Here is a 19,102-nt window from a genome sequence, read left to right on the forward strand (position 1 = left end):
TACGTGACTTCGACCTGGGTGGAACCCTCCAACACGGCGACGGCTCTGCTGCTGCTCGGCCGGGGCAGTGACCCCGACACCGAGCGCGGCGTCGAGTGTCCGGGCGACCTGCCGGCGCCCAGCGATCCGGATCTGGTGGCCCGTGCCACCGCCGCGAAGGCGAAGCTGGGCAGCAAGGTCTTCGTGCTGGGGCACCACTACCAGCGCGACGAGGTGATCCAGTTCGCCGATGTGACGGGCGACTCGTTCAAGCTGGCCCGGGAGGCCGCGGCCCGCCCGGACGCGGAGTACATCGTCTTCTGCGGCGTGCACTTCATGGCCGAGAGCGCGGACATCCTCACCACCAGCACCCAGCGGGTGATCCTGCCGGACCTCGCGGCGGGTTGCTCGATGGCCGACATGGCCGTGCTGGGCCAGGTCGAGGCCGCGTGGGACACGCTGAGCGAGCTGGGCATCGCTGGCGACACGGTCCCGGTGACGTACATGAACTCCTCGGCCGACATCAAGGGTTTCGTGGGCCGCAACGGCGGCGTGGTCTGCACCTCGTCCAACGCCAAGCGCGCCCTGGACTGGGCCTTCGAGCAGGGGTCGAAGGTGCTCTTCCTGCCGGATCAGCACCTGGGCCGTAACACCGCTGTGCTGGAGATGGGCCTGTCGCTGGACGACTGCGTGCTCTACGACCCGCACAAGCCCGGTGGTGGGCTCACCCCGGAGCAGCTGCGCGACGCCAAGATGATCCTGTGGCGGGGGCACTGCTCGGTGCACGGCCGGTTCACCCTGGAGAGCGTCAACGACGTACGGGAGCGGGTGCCCGGGGTCAACGTCCTGGTCCACCCGGAGTGCCGGCACGAAGTGGTCACGGCCTCCGACTACGTCGGGTCCACCGAATACATCATCAAGACCATCGAGGCGGCTCCGGCCGGCTCGGCGTGGGCGCTCGGCACCGAGCTGAACCTGGTCCGCCGGCTCGCCCTGGCGCACCCGGACAAGCAGATCATGTTCCTGGACAAGGCCGTCTGCTACTGCTCGACGATGAACCGGATCGATCTGCCGCATCTGGTCTGGGCCTTGGAGGAGCTGGTCGCGGGCCGGGTGGTCAACCAGATCACGGTGGACGCCGACACCGCGCACCACGCCCGGGTGGCGCTTGATCAGATGCTCGCACTGCCCGGCGCGGACACCCCGCCGCCGACGGTGTCCTGATCACGATCCGTAGCGCTCTTGGTACGCAAAAGTGCCGGATCACCGATTAATGCCACACACGCCGATGTGACCGAGTCCTTTTTCGTCACCGAGGGCTATGCTGCCCAAGCGACGACACACGCGAGCCGTTTCGATGTGGCCGCATCCGGGGTAGCGACGACGTTCAGGCACCCCACCATCAACACAGCAGCACCGACGCGCTGGAGGTTGCGTTGACCGACGACGTCCTGGTTGTGCACGGAGGTACTCCGCTCGAAGGGCGGATCCGCGTGCGCGGCGCGAAGAACCTCGTTTCGAAGGCGATGGTCGCCGCACTGCTCGGCGACAGCCCGAGCCGACTGTTCGACGTGCCGAAGATCCGCGACGTCGAGGTGGTGCGGGGTCTGCTCGGCCTGCACGGCGTCAAGGTCACCGACGGCGCCGAGGACGGCGAGCTCGTCTTCGACCCGGCGAACGTGGAGAGCGCCAGCACCGACCAGATCAACGTGCACGCCGGTTCCAGCCGGATCCCGATCCTGTTCTGCGGCCCGCTGCTGCACCGCCTCGGGCACGCGTTCATCCCGGATCTGGGCGGCTGCCACATCGGCCCGCGTCCGATCGACTTCCACCTCCAGGCGCTGCGCGAGTTCGGCGCGACTGTCGAGAAGCGGCCCGAGGGGTTGCACCTGTCCGCGCCGAACGGGCTGCACGGCACCAAGTTCGCCCTGCCGTACCCGAGCGTCGGTGCCACCGAGCAGGTGCTGCTGACCGCCGTGATGGCCGAGGGCGTCACCGAGCTGCGCAACGCCGCGGTGGAGCCGGAGATCATCGACCTGATCTGCATCCTGCAGAAGATGGGCGCGATCATCAAGGTCCACACCGACCGGGTGATCGAGATTCAGGGCGTGCCCAAGCTGCACGGCTACACCCACCGGCCGATCCCGGACCGGATCGAGGCGGCGAGCTGGGCGGCCGCCGCCCTGGCCACCCGTGGTCACGTCGAGGTGCTGGGCGCTCAGCAGGCCGACATGATGACCTTCCTGAACATCTTCCGCTCGGTCGGCGGCGAGTACGAGGTCACCGACGCCCGCGCGCCGAAGCTGGGCGACCCGGGTCAGGAGGGCGGCATCCGCTTCTGGCACCCGGGTGGCGAGCTGAACGCGGTGGCGCTGGAGACCGACGTGCACCCCGGCTTCATGACCGACTGGCAGCAGCCGCTGGTCGTGGCGCTGACCCAGGCCCGTGGCCTGTCGATCGTCCACGAGACGGTCTACGAGCAGCGGTTGGGCTACACCGAGGCGCTCAACTCGATGGGCGCCAACATCCAGGTCTACCGGGACTGCCTCGGCGGCACCCCGTGCCGCTTCGGCCGGCGCAACTTCAAGCACTCCGCCGTGATCGCCGGGCCGAGCAAGCTGCACGCCGCCGACCTGGTCATCCCGGACCTGCGGGCCGGGTTCAGCCACCTGATCGCGGCGCTCGCGGCCGAGGGCACCTCCCGGGTGTACGGGGTGGACCTGATCAACCGGGGCTACGAGGACTTCGAGGCGAAGCTCGCCGACCTGGGCGCGCACGCCGAGCGTCCGTAACGTCGCTCACCCATCGTTCGGCCACGACGGCTCCAGGTCGCGCTGCGACCTGGAGCCGTCGGTCGCTGTACCGCGATGTGCACCGGGCGCGGACCGTTGGCTACCCTTGCCGCGTGCCGTCGCTCTTTCGCCGCAAGTCCACCGACCTCGTCGACGAGGCCGTCACCTCGGTGACCCCCGAGGAGACCGCTGAGCGTTCCCGGGGTTACACCCCGGCCAAGGGTCGGGAGACGCCCAAGCGGCCGACCGTCGGCCGTCGGCCGGCCGGCCCCACCCGTCCCCTCACCAAGGAGGAGGAGCGGGAGCGCCGCCGGCAACTGCGCGCCGAGGCGGCGTCGGAGTTCCGCCGCGAGGGTGGCCCCCGCGACCGTGGCCCGGAACGGCTGCTGGCCCGCAACGTGGTCGACTCCCGGCGTACCGTCGGCACCTGGTTCTTCGGCGGCGCGCTGATCGTGCTGGTCGGCTCGAACGCCGCCATGCCGCCGGTGGTCCGGCTGATCTCCAACGTGCTCTGGGGAGCGCTGGCGCTGGGTGTGGTCGTCGACTCGGTGCTGATCTGCCGCAAGATCAGCAAGTTGGTCCGGGAACGCTTCCCGAAGACCGACCAGCGGATGGGCTCGCTCTTCCTCTACGCGGTCATGCGGTCGATCACCTTCCGCCGGATGCGCGCTCCGGCGCCCCAGGTCAAGCTGGGCGACAAGGTCTGACCCGCGGGCGGGCCGTCCCACAGCTCCACGATCCGCGCACCATCAGCGAAACTGCTGCCTCAGACATCTGCGAGGCAGCAGTTTCGCCGTAACTGCGCGGATCTTGTCGCGCGTTCTTCATGCTGAACGGGTCGTTGTTCGACAGACCGAACATGTGACCAATGGAGCGAAGGCATGCCTTCGGAACCGGCTGCCCCCCTGGCCACCATCGCCGCCGCCCTGCGCCGGGAGCGGGAACGGGTCGGCATCTCGCTGACCGAGCTGGCCCGCCGAGCGGGGGTGGCCAAGTCCACCCTCTCCCAACTGGAGTCGGGCACCGGAAACCCGAGTGTGGAGACACTCTGGGCGCTGGGCGTCGCCCTCGGTGTGCCGTTCAGCCGGCTGGTGGAGCCCGTCGACGACGGCGTACGGGTCATCCGGGCCGGGGACGGGCCGCACGTCCGCTCGGAGCAGGCCGACTTCAGCGGAACGCTGCTCAGCGCCGGTGCGGCGCACCTGCGCCGGGACGTCTACCTGATCAGGCTTGAGCCCGGCGCGGTGCGGGCCGGGCCCGGACACACCCCGCGCAGTATCGAGCACGTGGTGGTCGCCGCCGGCCGGCTGCGGGTGGGGCCCGAGGCGGCACCTGTCGAACTCGAACCCGGCGACTACGCCACGTTCCCCGGCGACGCCCCGCACCGTTACGAGGCGCTCGCTCCCGGTACGTTCGCCGTCCTCGTCATGGAGCACCCCTGAGGGACGTGGGCGTTCCCGCCGCAGCCAGGTGATCCTTGAGTGCGGTAAGGTCGGAGTCCAGATTCGCTTATAGGACCAAATGTCCGAAACCAATGGGATAACGTTTGCGCCGGTGGGCGGCAGCACAGTGGCGGTGAGCGAGCCCACGCCGTTACCCTCCATCCGCAGCCACGGCCTGCCGGAGCGGCGATCTGACCGGCGCGTGCGGCCCCAGCGCGACAATTTGCAACGAGGTGACAACGCGTGAGCGAGCGGACGCGAGCCGGCCACCGGGGCGTGGCAGGCGGCGACCGGACGCCCAGCGGTCACCCGACGGCGGCTGCGGACACCTCACCCCCGGCGAGAATCGACCGAGCGGCCGGGTGTGGCGACGGGCTCGACGGATGAACGGCCGCTACTCCGACCGGTGGTCAGACCCGAACGAACCGTCCTGGGTGGTCGAGCCGACCACCGAGTGGCACCCCCAGTTCCCCGGCCAGCGTTACGCCGGCGACATCGGCATGCCGCACCAGCCACCACCGCGCGGACGCGCGACGGTGTCCGGTCGCGCCGAGGTGCCGCCGCTGGCGCCTACCCGCCCGGACGGCACCTACCTCGGCCGGTCCTGGTCTGACGAATCACCGGCGGAACAGGCACCTCACGGCCGTTCCTGGGCCGACGACGAGCAGGGCGAGGCGTCGGCCTACAGCCGACTCCGCAGCGACGAGCTCGCGGCTGACGCGTCCGCCTACGGCCGGCCCGACAGCGCTGACTCCCGCCACTACGACCACGAGCCGTACCGTCGTCCGCTGCCCGAGCCACCCCGCCGCGACGACCGCCGCTCGCCCGAGTCGGACCGACGTACCGCCTGGTCCGACCGACGCCCCGCCGACGAGCGAGGTCCCGCTCGGGAAGCCGCCTGGCATCGGGACCAGCCCAACCCCGAGCGGTACGACAGCCGCGGCCCCCGGCAGGAGCCCGCCGAGCGGGATCGGAGTTACCGGGGATCCCCGCCGGTCTCCCCCGCGCCCCGACCGGAACCTGGCTGGGTGCCGGAGCCGGACGACACACCACGTCGGCGCGGCACGCCGGAACGGCCCGCCGCTGGTCACGAACGGCACACCGCCGACGGGTACGGCGTCCGACCCACCCGCGACCACGACGGCCGCGTCGCCGACGGGGTCGACCCGTGGGCATCAGTGGACGGCCGCACGCGATACCGCGCCGACGGGTACCCGGACCGGGCCGCAGACGACCTGCGCCGCCCGGAGCCGCGCTACCGCGCGGACGAGGGGATCGGCGCAGCGCCCTCACCCAACGGTGGGCGACGGCGTCGCCCCGAGCCGGACCTGCCCGACCAACCGCGCCTCGACGACGACCGGCGGCGGCCCGACACCGACCCGCACCGGCGGCAGCCCCGTGAGGCGGCGGCCCGCGCCGAGGCGTACCCGGACCGGCGACCCCGCGAGCAGGCCCGCCCGGACGGGTACCGCGACAACGGGTACCGCGAGGACGCACCCCGTGAGGACGCGTACCGCGAGCCCCGGCCGCAGCCGGGCCAACGGTCGGACGGCAGTCTGCCCTGGCCAGCACCGGGTCCGGTGCGCCAGGACCGCACCCGGGAGCCCGGCCACCGCACCACGGACCCGCACCGCACCGACCCACACGGCAGCCCCGACCCGTACCGCACCACGGACCCGTACCGCACCACGGACCCGTACCGTGGCGCCGACCCGTACCGCGGCACCGAGCCGGGCATGTCGCCGCGCCCGGCCGCCCGGCCCGACCGGCCGGCGGCCACGCCGTCCCGGCCTGACGAGCGCCCGGCGGCCACTCCGGCGCGGTACGACGAGCGACAGGTACGCCCGGCCGCCACGGCGCCGCCCGCCTCCGACCGCGCCATGCCGGTCTCCCCGGAGCGGCCCGTGTCGCCAGCACCCGTCTCCCCCGCCTGGGACCGACCGGTGTCAGCCGCCCCAGCTCCCCCGCAACGGCCGGTGTCGCCAGCACCCGACTCCCCCACCAGCCGCGGCTGGGACCGACCGGTGTCAGCCGTCCCGGTCTCACCCGCCTCCGACCGGCCAGTCTCGGGGCCACCCGCCGCGCGCCTGCGGTTGGAGTACCTGCCCGCGCCGGTGGACCTGCCCGGTGCCGACGAGCGCTCGGACGCCCCGCCGGCATCGGGACGCCGGCCGCTGGCCGAACCGCCACCGGCATCCGGACCGCATCCCGCTCCGCCGCCGCGTTACCCCGGCCCGGACAGCCGGGACCGTCCGGCGGACGAGCGGCGCGGCGAGGAGCCCGGCCCGGACCGCCGTCGGGTCGACGACCCGTTGGCCGGCGCCCCACCGACCGACCGCCGCCCGACCTCCCCGGACCGCTCGCCCCCGGCGGAGCCGCCGCACCCCGCCGATCGACCGGCCGCGCCGGATCGACCGGCCGCGCAGCAGCGCCCGTACCCACCGGAGCGACCGGCACCGACGGCGGACGCCCGCCCGTCGGTGGCCCCGCCACCCACCTGGCAGGCGCAGCCGCCTCCGGCGACCCGGTCCGACCCGACCCCGGCCGACACGAGCCCGGTGGCTCCGCCTCCGGCGGCCCCGCAGCCACCGGCGGCGGAGGTCGAGCCGGTGCTCCCGCCGGCCCCCGGTACGCCGCGCCGCTACGTACCCCCGCCGCCCGCGGAAGAGCCGGTGGCGCCCGTTCACGAGCCGGACGACGTCCCGGGTGCCCGCGGACCGGAGGCGTGGTTCAGCCCCGCTCAGCCCGCCGAATCCGACCAGGCCGAGCCTGCGACGGACCAGCGGCCGGTCGACCCGGTCGACGACGAGACCGGCGACCCCGACCGCTCCGCGACACCGGACGCGCAGATGTCCACGCCGGCAGCCGACACTCATCACGGTGTGGCCGACGAGCATGCCAGCGGGTCGGCACCAGACGACGCGTTCGACCCGGTCTCCGCGCCGCCCGCCCACCCGGTCTCCGGTGCCCCGCGGCTCTGGGCGGACGACCTGGACGACGACCCGCAGCCCGGCTTCGACACGGAAACTGTGGATGGCGACCAGCCCGTCTCCGGCGTACCTGTCGTCGCGATGCCTCACCAGCGGACCGAAGCCGACCTCGACGCCGACCAGCACCCCTTCGCCGCATCACCCAGCGCGGACACCGATCCGGTCGAGCACGACCCGACGGACGAACCCGCGCCACCCGGCGAGCTGACGGACGCGATCGACGACCCGAGCGCGAGCCCGGCCGACGGCTCGCGAGTCGACGAGTGGCGGGGCGACGCGGCGACGCATGTCACGGCTGCGGACGACACGAGCCCCCCCGTCTCGGCACCTCCCGTCTCGGCACCGCCGTTCTCCGCACCGCCCGCCTCGGTCACGCCGGTCTCCGTTCCTCCGGCAGCGCCCGTATCGGCGCCACCCGCGGCGCCCGTCTCCGTGCCGCCCCTCTCCTCCGCGCCCGTCTCCGCACCGCCGGCACCGACCGCAGCTCCGGTGTCCGCACCACCCGCCTCAACGCAGCAGTACTCCGTAGCGCCCGTATCCGCGCCACCCGCGCCGGCACAGCCGTACTCCGGAGCACCGGTCTCCGCACCGCCGGCACCCGCCGCAGAGCCCGCCTCCGCGCCACCGGCCTCGACACCACCGCCCGCCGCAGCGCCCGTCTCCGGACCGCCGGCGTCGATAGCGCCGACGTCCGCGCCGCCAGCGTCGGTGGCGCCGACGTCCGGACCGCCAGCGCCGGCCGTACCCGGCCCGAGGAGCGGCTCGGACGGAGAGCACGAGCAGGCGTCCGCGCCACCCGACGAAGCACCGCCGGTGGTGACCCGCCCGTCGCTGGCCGACCCGGGCGACCCGGAGCAGGTGCTGGCCGCGTACCGGTGGCGGTTGGACCCGGTCACCCTGCGCGAGGAGCTGACGGAGCCGGACGACCTGCGGGCCATCCGTCGGCGGCTGACCGAGAAGTTGGGCTCGGCGGTCGACAACCGTGCCCGGGCCCGGCTGCTCAGCCTGCGGGCGGTGGCCTCGCGGATCCTCGGCGACCTGGACGACGCGCTGGCCGACGGTCGGCTCGCCCTCACCTACGCCGAGGCCACCGGCGAGTTGCGCCGGACCGCGCTGGCCCAGGCCCGGCTGGCCCACGTGCTGCGCTGGCGTGGCAACTTCGCCGAGGCCGACCAGCTCTTCGCCCAGGCCAACTCGGTCGAGTTGCCCGACCGGCTACGGGCCGCGCTGCACGAGCACGCCGGGCGGTCGTGTTACGACCAGGGGCGGCTCATGGAGGCGTGCGAGCACTTCGAGAAGGCGCTCGACCTGCGCGGCGCGGGCGACGCCGAACTGCTGGACCGGGTCCGGGTCGCCCTCGACGCGGTCACCGTGCGGGCCGAGGCGGATGGCTTCGGGGCGTACCCCCGGGGTCGGGACGAGGTGCTCGACCGGGACCGGCCCCCGTTGCCGGACCGGGACGGGTCGCTGTGGGGTTACACCAGCCAGGACGGCGACGTGGTCGTCCCCGCCCGGTACGCCGAAGCACAGCCCTTCCACGACGGGTTGGCCTGGGTCCGCCGGCCGGACACCGACCGCTGGTCGCTGATCAACCTGCTCGGTACGACGGTGATCCCGCCGTCCTTCCGGGCCGCGCAGCCGTTCAGCGACGGCCTGGCGTGGGTGGTCGGCGAGGGTGGTTGGACGGCGATCGACGCGACCGGGGCGGTGCAGGTCGCGCCGAACTTCGCCGAGGTACGACCGTTCCGGCGTGGGCTGGCCGCGGTGCGGCGCGAGGGTTGGGGGGCGGTCGACCGGACCGGTCGGGTCATCGTGCCCACCCGCTACCACGGCTTCGTCACCGAGTTGGCCGACGGCCAGAAGATCGACGGTTTCACCGACGAGGGGCTCGCCGTGGTCGACGTGGCGGGTCGGCGGGGCGTGGTGGACCGCACCGGCACGGTGCTGGTCCCGCCGGCGCACCCGATGCTGGTCATCCACCCGGTGGCGTTCCTGGTCGAGAGCGACAACGGGCGGTGGGGCGCGCTGGACCGGCGCGGCGTGCCGCTCATCGATCCGGTGCACCGCGATCGCGCCGAGGTGCTGGAGGAGATCGACCGGCTCCTCACCGACGCCAACCCGGTGCTCTGAGTCGCCGGTCGCCGGTGTTGATCCACTGGGGCTAGGGTCGGTACATGGAATTCCGACACCTGGGCCGTTCCGGCCTGATGGTCAGCGAGATCTCGTACGGCAACTGGATCACCCACGGTTCGCAGGTCGAGGAGGACGCGGCGTTCGCCTGCGTCCGGGCCGCTCTCGACGCGGGGATCACCACCTTCGACACCGCCGACGTGTACGCCGGCACCCGGGCCGAGGACGTGCTCGGCCGGGCGTTGCAGAACGAGCGCCGTGAGGGCCTGGAGATCTTCACCAAGGTCTACTGGCCGACCGGGCCCGGCCGCAACGACCGTGGCCTGTCCCGCAAGCACATCATGGAGTCGATCAACGGCTCGCTGCGCCGACTGCGCACCGACTACGTGGACCTCTACCAGGCCCACCGGTACGACTACAGCACCCCGCTGGAGGAGACGATGGAGGCGTTCGCCGACGTCGTCCACTCCGGCAAGGCGCACTACATCGGCGTCTCCGAGTGGACCGCCGCCCAGCTGCGCGCCGCCCACCCGCTCGCCCGGGAGCTGCACGTCCCGCTGGTGTCCAACCAGCCGCAGTACTCGCTGCTCTGGCGGGTCATCGAGACCGAGGTCGTGCCGGCCAGCGAGGAGCTGGGTATCGGGCAGATCGTCTGGTCGCCGATGGCGCAGGGAGTGCTCTCCGGCAAGTACCTGCCGGGCCAGCCGCCGCCGGCCGGTTCCCGGGCCACCGACGAGAAGTCGGGCGCGGGCTTCATCTCCCGGTTCATGAACGACGACGTGCTGACCCGGGTCCAGCAGCTCAAGCCCCTCGCCGAGCAGGCCGGGCTCAGCATGGCCCAGCTCGCCGTGGCGTGGGTGTTGCAGAACCCGAACGTCTCGTCGGCGATCATCGGCGCGTCCCGCCCCGAGCAGGTGCACGACAACGTGAAGGCCGCCGGGGTGAAGCTCGACGCCGACCTGCTCACGGCGATCGACGACATCGTCGAGCCGATCGTCGAGCGGGACGCGGCGAAGACCGAGTCCCCCGCGCAGCGTCCCTGACGTTGTTCCGGCCCGGCCGGCGCGAATCCCTCGCGCCGACCGGGCCGGGTCAGCTCAGTCCGGTCAGCTTCGCCCGGTCGCCGGGCCCGGTCAGCTTCGCCCGGTCGCCGGGCCCGGTCAGCTTCGCCCGGTCGCCGGGCCCGGTCAGCTCTGCCAGAAGCGGATCAGCTCCAGGCCGGTGGCGTAGAGCCACGACGGCAGACCGAGCAGGTCACCGACAGCGAAAACCGCGTCGAAGAACCAGCCGCCGATGCGCGGGTTCCACAGCAGCGCGAAGAGCAGGATGAAGCCGTACGGCGCGAACAGGTCGTACATCTTGCGCCACTGCGGGGTGAGCCACGGCTGGATCATGTTGCCGCCGTCCAACCCGGGCACCGGCAGCAGGTTCAGCACACTGGCGGTGAGCTGGAGGAAGGCGAGCAGCGCCACCCCGGCCCAGAACTCCACCGGACCATCCGACCGGGTGCCGACCTGCACCGCCGCCACCAACAGCAGCGTGAACAGCACGTTCGTCGCCGGGCCGGCGAGGCTGACCAGGGTGTGCCGCAGTCGACCCGGGATGGCGTGCCGGTCCACCCAGACCGCGCCACCCGGCAGGCCGATGCCGCCGAGCAGCACCACCACCACCGGCAGCACGATCGACAGCAACGGGTGGGTGTACTTGAACGGGTTGAGCGTCAGGTAGCCGCGATGGGCGATGTCCCGGTCGCCGGCCCGGTAGGCCACCACCGCGTGGGCGTACTCGTGCAGGCAGAGCGACACCAGCCAGCCGGACACCACGAAGAGGAACACGTTGAGCCGGACGTTGCCGTACCCGTTCCAGGTCAGCACCCCGCTGACCGCGAACAGCGCGACCAGACCGAGGAAGACCGGGCTGGGCCGGAACGCCGCCTTGGGCACGCCGAGGACCAGCCCGTCGCCGCCCGGGCGGTCGTAGGCCATCACTCGGCCGTGGGCAGCAGGCTCATCCGGTAGTCCACCCGGTCGTCCTCCACGAGCGCGACCGAGGTGACGCCGGACGCCGCGAGCTCCCGCCAGGTCTGACCGATCCAGGATTCGGCGTCGGCCTGGCTGCCGAACGACTCCGCCGGTCCCTCGACCGTCTGGCCGTCCGTGCCCTCGTACCGCCAGCTCCACGCCATGCCGCGTCTCCCCTCGCCGCTGAAGTCCCCGTGGGACGAACCCTCGCCAGCGTAGTCGGCCCGGCGCGCAACGGCCGCTCGCTCGCCCCCGCGGGGCCGACGGGGTGGATCAATCCGATCGAAGCCGGCCGGTACGGTGGCTCGGTGCTGACACGGGGAGTGCTGCTCGGCGGCCGGTACCGGCTGGGCGAGCGGGTGGCGACGGGTGGGATGGGAGCGGTCTGGCGCGGCACCGACGTTCTGCTGGAACGCGAGGTCGCCGTGAAGGTGCTGCTGCCGTCGCTGGTCGCCGATCCGGAGTTCACCGCCCGGTTCCGGGCCGAGGCGCGGATGCTGGCCGCGCTGCGGCACCCCGGCGTGGTGCCGGTGCACGACGTCGGGCAGGCAGTGCTCGACGACGGCAGCCAGGTCGACTACCTGGTGATGGAGTACGTCGAGGGCGAGCCGTTGTCCGCCCGCGTGCGCGCGGTGGGGCGGCTGGACCCGGCCACCACCATGTCGGTGCTGGCCCAGGCCGCCGACGCGCTGCACACCGCACACCTTGCCGGCATCGTGCACCGGGACGTGAAGCCGGGCAACCTGCTGGTCAAGGGCGACGGCACCGTGGTGCTCGTCGACTTCGGCATCGCCCGGTCCCGCGACATGGCCGGGCTCACCGCCGCGAACATGGTGCTCGGCACCGCCTCGTACATGTCCCCCGAGCAGGCCACCGGGCAGCCGGTCTCAGCCGCCACCGACATCTACGCGCTCGGCGCGGTGGCCTACTTCTGCCTTTCCGGGCAGCCGCCCTTCCACGGTGACAACCCGCTCGCGGTGGCGCTGCGGCACGCCCAGGAGGACCCGGCGGCGCTGCCGGCGGACACCCCACCGGCGGTTGCCGCAGTGGTGGCCCGCGCGCTGGCCAAGCGTCCGGAGGACCGGTTCGGCAGCGCCGCTGAGTTGGCCGCTGCCGCCGCCGATGCCCGCGACGCGACAGTGGCGAGCATTCCGGTCTCCGCCCGCCCACCGTGGGCGCTGGCCGCTCCCACCCCGGGCGTCGCGGCCCCCGCCGTCCCGACTTCCGTACCGCCGGCCGGCCCGACTCCCGTTCCGCCAGCCGGCCCGGCTTCCGCACCGTCGGTCGCGGCGACGCCGCCCGCCGGGTCGGTGTCGGCAGGGCCCGCCGCTCTACGCCCACCGGCGGGCGTCGCGGTCGAAGCGACGACCGAGCCGAAGCCGACCCGGGAGGACGCGCTCGGGAGCGGGCCGCCGGGCCGACGCCGTCCGCTGCTGGTCGGGGCAGGTGCGGCCGTCCTCGTCGCGCTCGTCGTCGCGGTGGCCGTGGTGGCGCTTCGACCCGAAGCGAAGTCGGGTTCGGCGGACCAGCCACCCGCGCTGGCCGGCGAGTCGGCGGCGGTCACCGACGCACCGCTGCCGCCCGGGGACGCGACCACCACCGGGCCCGGGCCCAGCGCAACGCCACGGGTCGGTCGCACCGCGACGGCCGACCCGACCGGGTCTCCCGCCGACGCGACGACCAGCGGCGACCCCACCGGCGCCGCGGCGCCGGGTACGCCGACCGGTACGACCAGCAGCCGACCGACACCCAGCCGCACCCCGTCCAGCCGGCCCAACCCGTACACGGCCGCCCAGGCGTGCGGCAGCGGCTACCAGGTGATCGACTCGGCGACGCTGACCGGCGGGGACGGGCAGCGCAAGGGCCGGGTCTTCCTGCTGTACCACGCGGGCACCGGAACCAACTGCGTGGTCACCCTCAAGGACACCGCGGTCGGCGCGAAGTCCGCCGTGTCGGCGTACCTGGAGGTGCAGGGTCGGGCCCGCAGCACTGACAGCGGGTCCTTCGACTACTACGCCGGGCCGGTGCGGGCCACCGCCGCCGGGACGTGCGTCAAGTGGGGCGGCACCACCGGCGGCGTCAGTTACGGCAGCGGGTTCGAACACTGCGACTGACCGCCGCGCCGGCAGTGCAGCGGGCCGGGGTCGCGCCGCATTCGGGTGGGGGAACTGGGCGCTTCCCCGCAATGGAGGCGGAACGGACTTTCGATCTTCGGCAGGGTCGGGGCGACGTGCCCGGGCCCGAAGGATGAGAACTAAGGTACGGGCATGTCCGTAGACGGGTGGAACACGGTCCTGGTGCTCGGCGGTATCCGGTCCGGCAAGTCCGAGTTCGCCGAGTCCCTGGTCAGCGACGCGCCGGTGGTCCGGTACGTCGCCACCGCGCCCGAGGGCGACCCGGAGGACACCGAGTGGGCGACCCGGCTGGCGGCGCACCGCGCCCGACGGCCGGGCAGCTGGACCACCGAGGAGACCACCGAGGACCCACGCCGGCTGGCCGACGTGCTCGGGTCCGCCGAGCCCAACGAGTTGTTGCTGGTCGACGACCTGGGCGGCTGGGTGACGGTGCTGCTCGACCCGGACCACCAGCCCGCCGACGACGTGGCGACCATCGCCGAGCTGGCCGAGGCGATCCGCGAAAGTGCCGCCCGGGTGGTGCTGGTGAGCCCCGAGGTGGGGCTGTCGCTGGTGCCGACCACCCCGCTGGGCCGGGCGTTCACCGACGCGTTGGGCGCGGCCAACCGTGCGGTCGCCGACGCCTGCGACGCGGTCGTACTGGTCGTCGCCGGTCAGCCGGTCTGGCTCAAGTCGCCCGCCACCGCCACCGCCACCGAACCGTCCGCTCCCGCCACCGTGACCGCGTCGCCGGCCGCCGCCACCTCGCCGGCCGTGGCGAGCCTGGCCGACACCGAGCCCACCCCCGAGGTGCAGCTCCCCGACGTGCTGACCCCCACGCCGCCGGCCGCCCCGACCGCGGAACCGGGCAACCCGTGGGCCGCGCCGACAATGGCGCTGCCGATGGTGTCCACCGGGCTGGTCATCCAGCCCGGCATGGAGCTGCCGATGCCCGACGAGTACGCCGGCCCGCAGGCGGTCGACCGACTGGCCACGCTGGACGTACCGGGTGCCGGGCTGGGCGTGTTGGACCGGGTGGTGGGCTTCGCCGCCGCCACCCAGGGCACCTCGACCCCCGCCGCCTGGAGCTCGGCGCGGGTTCTGCTGCTGCACGGCGACCACGCCGGCGGGGCGGCGGCCGGCACCGTCGCCGGTGAGTCGGCACGCCGCGCCGCACAGGCTCGCGCCGGTCAGGGCGCGTTGGCACGGCTGGCCGCCGAGAGCGGCGCGAGTCTCCAGGTGGTGGACACCCCGGCCTCCGCGCCGATCGAAGACCAGCAGGCCCTCGCGCCGGAGCAGGTGGAGTCCGCGCTGCGTTACGGCTGGCGGTTGGCCGAGCAGGCCGCCGACGCCGGCGTACACCTGCTGGTGCTCGCCGCGTGCGGCGCCGGCACCGAGGCGGCGGCCGCGGCGGTGCTCGCGGCGACCGCGGGCGCGGAGCCGCCCGCCGTGCTGGGTCGGGTGATCACCGACTCCGGCGAGATCGACGACGCGGCGTGGATGATCCGCTGCGCGGCGGTGCGCGACGCGCTGCACCGCACCCGACGCTCGTCTCGCGGCGCGAAGGACATCCTGGCCGAGCTGGGCGGCGGCGACGTGGCGGTGGCCACCGGCGTGCTGCTCGGCGCCACCGCCCGCCGGGTGCCGGTGCTGCTCGACGGTCCGGTCGGGTTGGCCGCCGCCATGGTGAGCCGTGACCTGGCCGGGCAGGCCCGGCACTGGTGCCTGCTGGCCGACCACGGCGGGCACCCGGCCGTGCGGCTCGCCGCCGACGTGCTGGGCCTCACCCCGCTGCTCGACCTGCGGATGGATCTCGGCGAGGGCGCCAACGCGCTGGTCGCGCTGCCGCTGCTGCGCTCGGTGCTGGCGTTGTCCGCCGCGCTGCCGGTGCACCCGTCGCTGGGCGGCACCGACGACACCGACCCGCCCGCCGACGAGCCGGAGTCCACCGACCCGAGCTACGCGGACCCGGATCTCACCGAGCCCGACTCGACCGAGCCCGACTTCGCCGAGCCGGTGCCGGCCGGGCCGGGCCCGGCCAGCACCGGGGTGGACGAGCAGCCGGCGTCGGGCTGGCGTGCCGGCTGAGCCACGGCTGCTCGCGGGAGCCCGGCTGGCGGTCACCACGTTCACCACGCTGCCGGTGCGGGCCGGGCGCATCGACCGACCCGTCGCGGGCACGGCGATGGCTCTCGCCCCGGTGGTCGGCGCGCTACTCGGCGCCCTGCTGGCCGGTGTGCTGCTGCTGGCCGGGGCGCTCGCACCGCCGCTGGTGGCGGCCGGCGTCACCGTCGGCGTCGCCGCGCTGCTCACCCGAGGGCTGCACCTGGACGGGCTGGCCGACACAGTTGACGCGCTCGGCTCCTACCGCCGGGGCGCGGCGGCCCTGGAGATCATGAAGAAGCCGGACGTCGGCCCGTTCGGGGTGGTCGCCCTGGTGGTCGTACTCCTGGTGCAGGCGGCGGCGCTCGCCGACCTCGCCGGTCGGTCCTGGCCGGCGTGCCTCGCGGCGGTGGTCGCGGCGACCGCGGCCGGGCGGCTCGGTGTCACGGTGGCCTGCCGGCGGGGCGTGCCGGCGGCCCGGCCCGACGGGCTGGGCGCGCTGGTCGCCGGCACTGTCGGCCCGGTGGCGGTGGCCGCCGGCGCGGTCGCCGTCGTGCTGCTGGCGGTGCCCGCGGTGCCGGGCCGTCCATGGCAGGGGCCGCTGGCCGTCGTCGCCGCGACCGCCGTCGCGCTACCGCTGCTCAACCACGTGGTACGCCGCCTCGGCGGGATCACCGGTGACGTCCTCGGCGCGACCGTCGAGGTGGTCACCACGCTGGTCTACCTGGGTCTGGTGCTGTCCGGCTGAACCGGGCCCGGCGGGCCGGGTAGCGTTCGGCTCGACAACACCGGCGCGGCCACCGGGGGAACCCACAATGCTCATCACGGACGACTTCCTGCCCGTCCCGGTGCCGGAGTCGCTCAGCGCGACCTACCTGGTGCCGATGGCGGGGCTACCGAAGGTCAGTGCGAAGACCGCGGTGGCGGCCCTGACCGGCCGACTGGCCGAGCCGGTGCACGGGCTGGCCCGGCAGATGCTCGACAGCCCGCTGATGAGCGTCGAGACCCGGCCGATCGCCGAGTTCCCCGAGCTGCCACCGGACCTGCTCACCGCGTTCGGTGCCACCAAGGAGCAACTGGACCGGCTGGCGGCGGCGACGCACCTGGTGGTCGTACAGGCCGAGTATCGGCCCGGTTGGCCACCCGCGCACGAGTGGGCCGCGCGGGCGGTCGCGGCAGCCGTGGCGGAATCCGTCGACAGCGACGTGGTGGACGTCTTCGGCCTCCAGTTCCTCGACCCGGCGACCGCGCTGCGCTCCCTCCCCGACGAGCAGGGCCGCATCCGACTTGTCGACTGGGTGCTGGTGCCGTACTCGTCGGACACCGAGGGCCTGTGGTTCACCACCAAGGGGCTGCGCCGCTTCGGTCTGCTGGAGTTGCAGACCCAGGGGGTGCCCGACCACCTCACCCGGGCCTGGGGTGCGGTGATGACCGGGGCGGCCCGCCGACTGCTGCGGGACTGGACCGACGGGCTCACCGGCGAGGAGGTGCCGGCGTTCGTGCAGCTCCCGGTGCTGGCCACTGTCACCGGGCACGACATCGCTGTGGCGTACGGCAACCCGGAGCAGCACGGCGCCACCGCCCCGGTGCTGCTGCGCCTCGAACTGGACCCGGCGACCGACCCGGAGGCCGACTCGTTCCTCAGCCTGCGCCCGCCGGCCGGGCACCCCGGCCCGGACGGGCGCTACTACGCCGCCGCCTGCGCGACCCTGTTCTCCGGCATCCAGCCGGACGTGCGTTACGCCCGCTCCGGCGACGCGATGAGCCGTGCCGTCGCCACCGCCCGGGCCGCGCTGGACGACGCTCGGGCCCGGTTCGTCGCAGGCCTTCTCCCCACCGAGTCACAACTGGTGGTGAAGTACGGCCTGCCCGGAGACGACGGCCCGGAGTACGTCTGGGCAGGCGTCACGTCGTGGGAGACCCCGGAACGCATCGTCGGCGTGAGCGCCAGCGACGCCAACACCGACCAGAGCGTCCGCATCGGCGCCCCCGTGGTCGTAGAGACGACCGACGTGGTCGACTGGGCCGTCCTGGACGCCACAGGCGTCATCGAAGGCGGCTGGACCCAGGCAGTCCTGGACTCCGGCGAACCCCCAACCCCCTCGCGCTAACCCCCCGCTCCCCCGCCCACTCCCGGTCCGCCCGGCCCTCTCTCCGCGTTGATCATGAAGTTGTTGCCACCGCCGTCGGCGTGTCGTGGCAATAACTTCATGATCAACCAGGTCTGGGGGTGGGGTTAGGGGTGGGGTTACTTCACTGAGGGGGTTACGAAGGGGGGTTTGGTCAGCTTCAGGGGGGCTCGGCGGCCTCGGATGTCGATCTCGACCTCGTCGCCGTCGGTCAGGTTGGCGTCGGTGTCCAGCAGGGCCAGCGCGATGCCCTGCTTCCTCGTCGGGCTGAAGGTGCCGCTGGTCACCTCACCCACCTGGGTGTCGCCCACGTGCAGGGTCATGCCGGGCCGTGGGATCGCCCGGTCGACGGCCACCAGGCCGCGCAGCGTACGCCGGGGGCCGGCGGCCTTCTCGGCGAGCAGCGCGTCGCGGCCCCAGAAGGCCGGCTTGTCCCAGCCGACCGCCCAGCCGGAGCGGGCCTGCACCGGGCTGATGTCCAGGGAGAGGTCCTGCCCGTGCAGCGGGTAACCCATCTCGGTCCGCAGCGTGTCCCGGGCGGCGAGCCCACAGGCGCGCAGCTCGAACGCCGCGCCGGCGGTAAAGAGCGCATCCCAGACGGTGACCGCGTGCTCCGCCGGCACCACCAGCTCGTAGCCCAGCTCACCCGTGTAGCCGGTGCGGCAGACGGTCAGCTCCACCCCGGCGAGGCTCGCGGCGGAGAAGCTCATGTAGCCGTGTTCGGTGGGCAGGTCCAGGGCGGCCAGCAACTCGGCCGAGCGGGGACCCTGCACGGCCAGCACCGCGTACGCCTCGTGCTCGTCGGTGACTGTCACCTGCGCGGGAGCGGCGGCACGCAACCGGCGCACCACCTCGGCGGTGTTCGCCGCGTTCGGAATGAGGAAGACGTGGTCGTCGGCGTAGAGGTAGGCGATGATGTCGTCCACCACACCGCCGGTGGCGTCGTCACAGCAGAGCGTGTACTGCGCCCGGCCCGGGCCGATCCGGCCCAGGTCGTTGCTGAGGCAGGAGTTGACGAAGTCGGCCGCGCCGGGGCCGCTCACCCGGGCCTTGCCCAGGTGTGACACGTCGAAGACCCCGACCGCCGTACGCACCGCGGTGTGCTCCTTGAGCACCCCGCCGCCGGCGTACTCCAGGGGCATTTCCCAGCCCCCGAAGGGGGCGAACTTGGCTCCGGCGGCGGTGTGCCGCTCGTGCAGCGGGGAACGGCGCAGCCGGGTCGCGGCAGCGTCGGAGGTCACGTCGGTCATGGGTGGCAACTTACCGGGGGCAACGTCGCTGGTTAGCATCGGCGGGAGCCCGCTGGCGCTGTCGGCGGGACAGCCATGACGTCCGGCGGGTAGGTTCCGCCGGAGACCTTCACCGCTGGTACGCGACGCCGCGACCGGCCCGGCCCGCCCGG

The 19,102-nt window shown here is 73.7% G+C and carries 12 protein-coding genes and 1 pseudogene; 10 read left to right on the plus strand and 3 right to left on the minus strand.

The window, feature by feature from the left end; genetic code table 11:
* The first annotated feature begins 3 nt into the window (after positions 1–3).
* The 6 genes from nadA (at position 4) to ACGF3C_RS15245 (ending at position 10,376) form a co-directional block, all read left to right on the plus strand.
* The gene (nadA, locus tag ACGF3C_RS15220) at positions 4–1,203 is read left to right on the plus strand and encodes a quinolinate synthase NadA (protein WP_393222259.1); all 1,200 of its coding nucleotides are present in this window, start codon (positions 4–6) and stop codon (positions 1,201–1,203) included.
* Positions 1,204–1,403: 200 nt separating this feature from the next.
* On the plus strand, positions 1,404–2,771 hold the full coding sequence (gene murA / locus ACGF3C_RS15225; protein ID WP_231396584.1) for a UDP-N-acetylglucosamine 1-carboxyvinyltransferase: 1,368 nt from the start codon (positions 1,404–1,406) through the stop codon (positions 2,769–2,771).
* Between the two features lie 113 nt (positions 2,772–2,884).
* Positions 2,885–3,478 (plus strand): DUF3043 domain-containing protein, encoded by a 594-nt coding sequence (locus ACGF3C_RS15230; RefSeq protein WP_355007751.1) that lies wholly within the window; start codon positions 2,885–2,887, stop codon positions 3,476–3,478.
* A gap of 174 nt (positions 3,479–3,652) precedes the next feature.
* On the plus strand, positions 3,653–4,213 hold the full coding sequence (locus ACGF3C_RS15235; protein ID WP_357202862.1) for an XRE family transcriptional regulator: 561 nt from the start codon (positions 3,653–3,655) through the stop codon (positions 4,211–4,213).
* Positions 4,214–4,596: 383 nt separating this feature from the next.
* Complete coding sequence (locus ACGF3C_RS15240) at positions 4,597–9,333, plus strand: WG repeat-containing protein (protein ID WP_393222264.1); 4,737 nt, start codon at positions 4,597–4,599, stop codon at positions 9,331–9,333.
* A gap of 44 nt (positions 9,334–9,377) precedes the next feature.
* Entirely contained in the window at positions 9,378–10,376 is a 999-nt protein-coding gene (locus ACGF3C_RS15245) for an aldo/keto reductase family protein (RefSeq protein WP_355007754.1), read from the plus strand.
* A 144-nt stretch (positions 10,377–10,520) separates the two neighbouring features.
* On the opposite strand, the gene ACGF3C_RS15250 is transcribed toward ACGF3C_RS15245, so the two are convergent.
* Both ACGF3C_RS15250 and ACGF3C_RS15255 read right to left on the minus strand, forming a co-directional pair.
* A complete protein-coding gene (locus tag ACGF3C_RS15250; RefSeq protein WP_357226934.1) occupies positions 10,521–11,318 on the minus strand; it encodes a site-2 protease family protein in 798 nt (265 codons plus the stop codon).
* Positions 11,318–11,518 carry a hypothetical protein gene (locus ACGF3C_RS15255; protein ID WP_007463228.1) on the minus strand — a complete coding sequence of 67 codons (201 nt, stop codon included), beginning with the start codon at positions 11,516–11,518 and terminating at the stop codon, positions 11,318–11,320. The genes ACGF3C_RS15250 and ACGF3C_RS15255 overlap by 1 nt, the downstream gene beginning before the upstream one ends.
* 144 nt (positions 11,519–11,662) lie before the next feature.
* Between ACGF3C_RS15255 and ACGF3C_RS15260 the strand changes: the two are divergent.
* From ACGF3C_RS15260 to ACGF3C_RS15275, 4 genes and pseudogenes are all read left to right on the plus strand, one after another.
* Positions 11,663–13,141 (plus strand): annotated as a pseudogene (locus tag ACGF3C_RS15260) (protein kinase); the annotation flags it as partial.
* 480 nt (positions 13,142–13,621) lie between these two features.
* Positions 13,622–15,556, plus strand: a complete 1,935-nt coding sequence (locus tag ACGF3C_RS15265) for a bifunctional adenosylcobinamide kinase/adenosylcobinamide-phosphate guanylyltransferase (RefSeq protein WP_393222269.1) — start codon at positions 13,622–13,624, stop codon at positions 15,554–15,556.
* A complete protein-coding gene (locus ACGF3C_RS15270) occupies positions 15,546–16,319 on the plus strand; it encodes an adenosylcobinamide-GDP ribazoletransferase (RefSeq protein ID WP_357206173.1) in 774 nt (257 codons plus the stop codon). Before ACGF3C_RS15265 ends, ACGF3C_RS15270 begins: the two co-directional genes overlap by 11 nt.
* A 67-nt stretch (positions 16,320–16,386) precedes the next feature.
* Positions 16,387–17,682: a DUF2314 domain-containing protein gene (locus tag ACGF3C_RS15275; protein WP_393222273.1), complete on the plus strand. Its 1,296-nt coding sequence runs from the start codon at positions 16,387–16,389 to the stop codon at positions 17,680–17,682.
* A 137-nt stretch (positions 17,683–17,819) separates the two neighbouring features.
* Here the strand turns inward: ACGF3C_RS15275 and gcvT are convergent, their stop codons facing one another.
* Positions 17,820–18,950 carry a glycine cleavage system aminomethyltransferase GcvT gene (gene gcvT / locus ACGF3C_RS15280; protein WP_357232548.1) on the minus strand — a complete coding sequence of 377 codons (1,131 nt, stop codon included), beginning with the start codon at positions 18,948–18,950 and terminating at the stop codon, positions 17,820–17,822.
* Positions 18,951–19,102: the final 152 nt, after the last annotated feature.

Origin of the sequence: Micromonospora sp. NPDC047762 (genome assembly GCF_043204655.1) — a bacterium.
Classification (GTDB): domain Bacteria; phylum Actinomycetota; class Actinomycetes; order Mycobacteriales; family Micromonosporaceae; genus Micromonospora.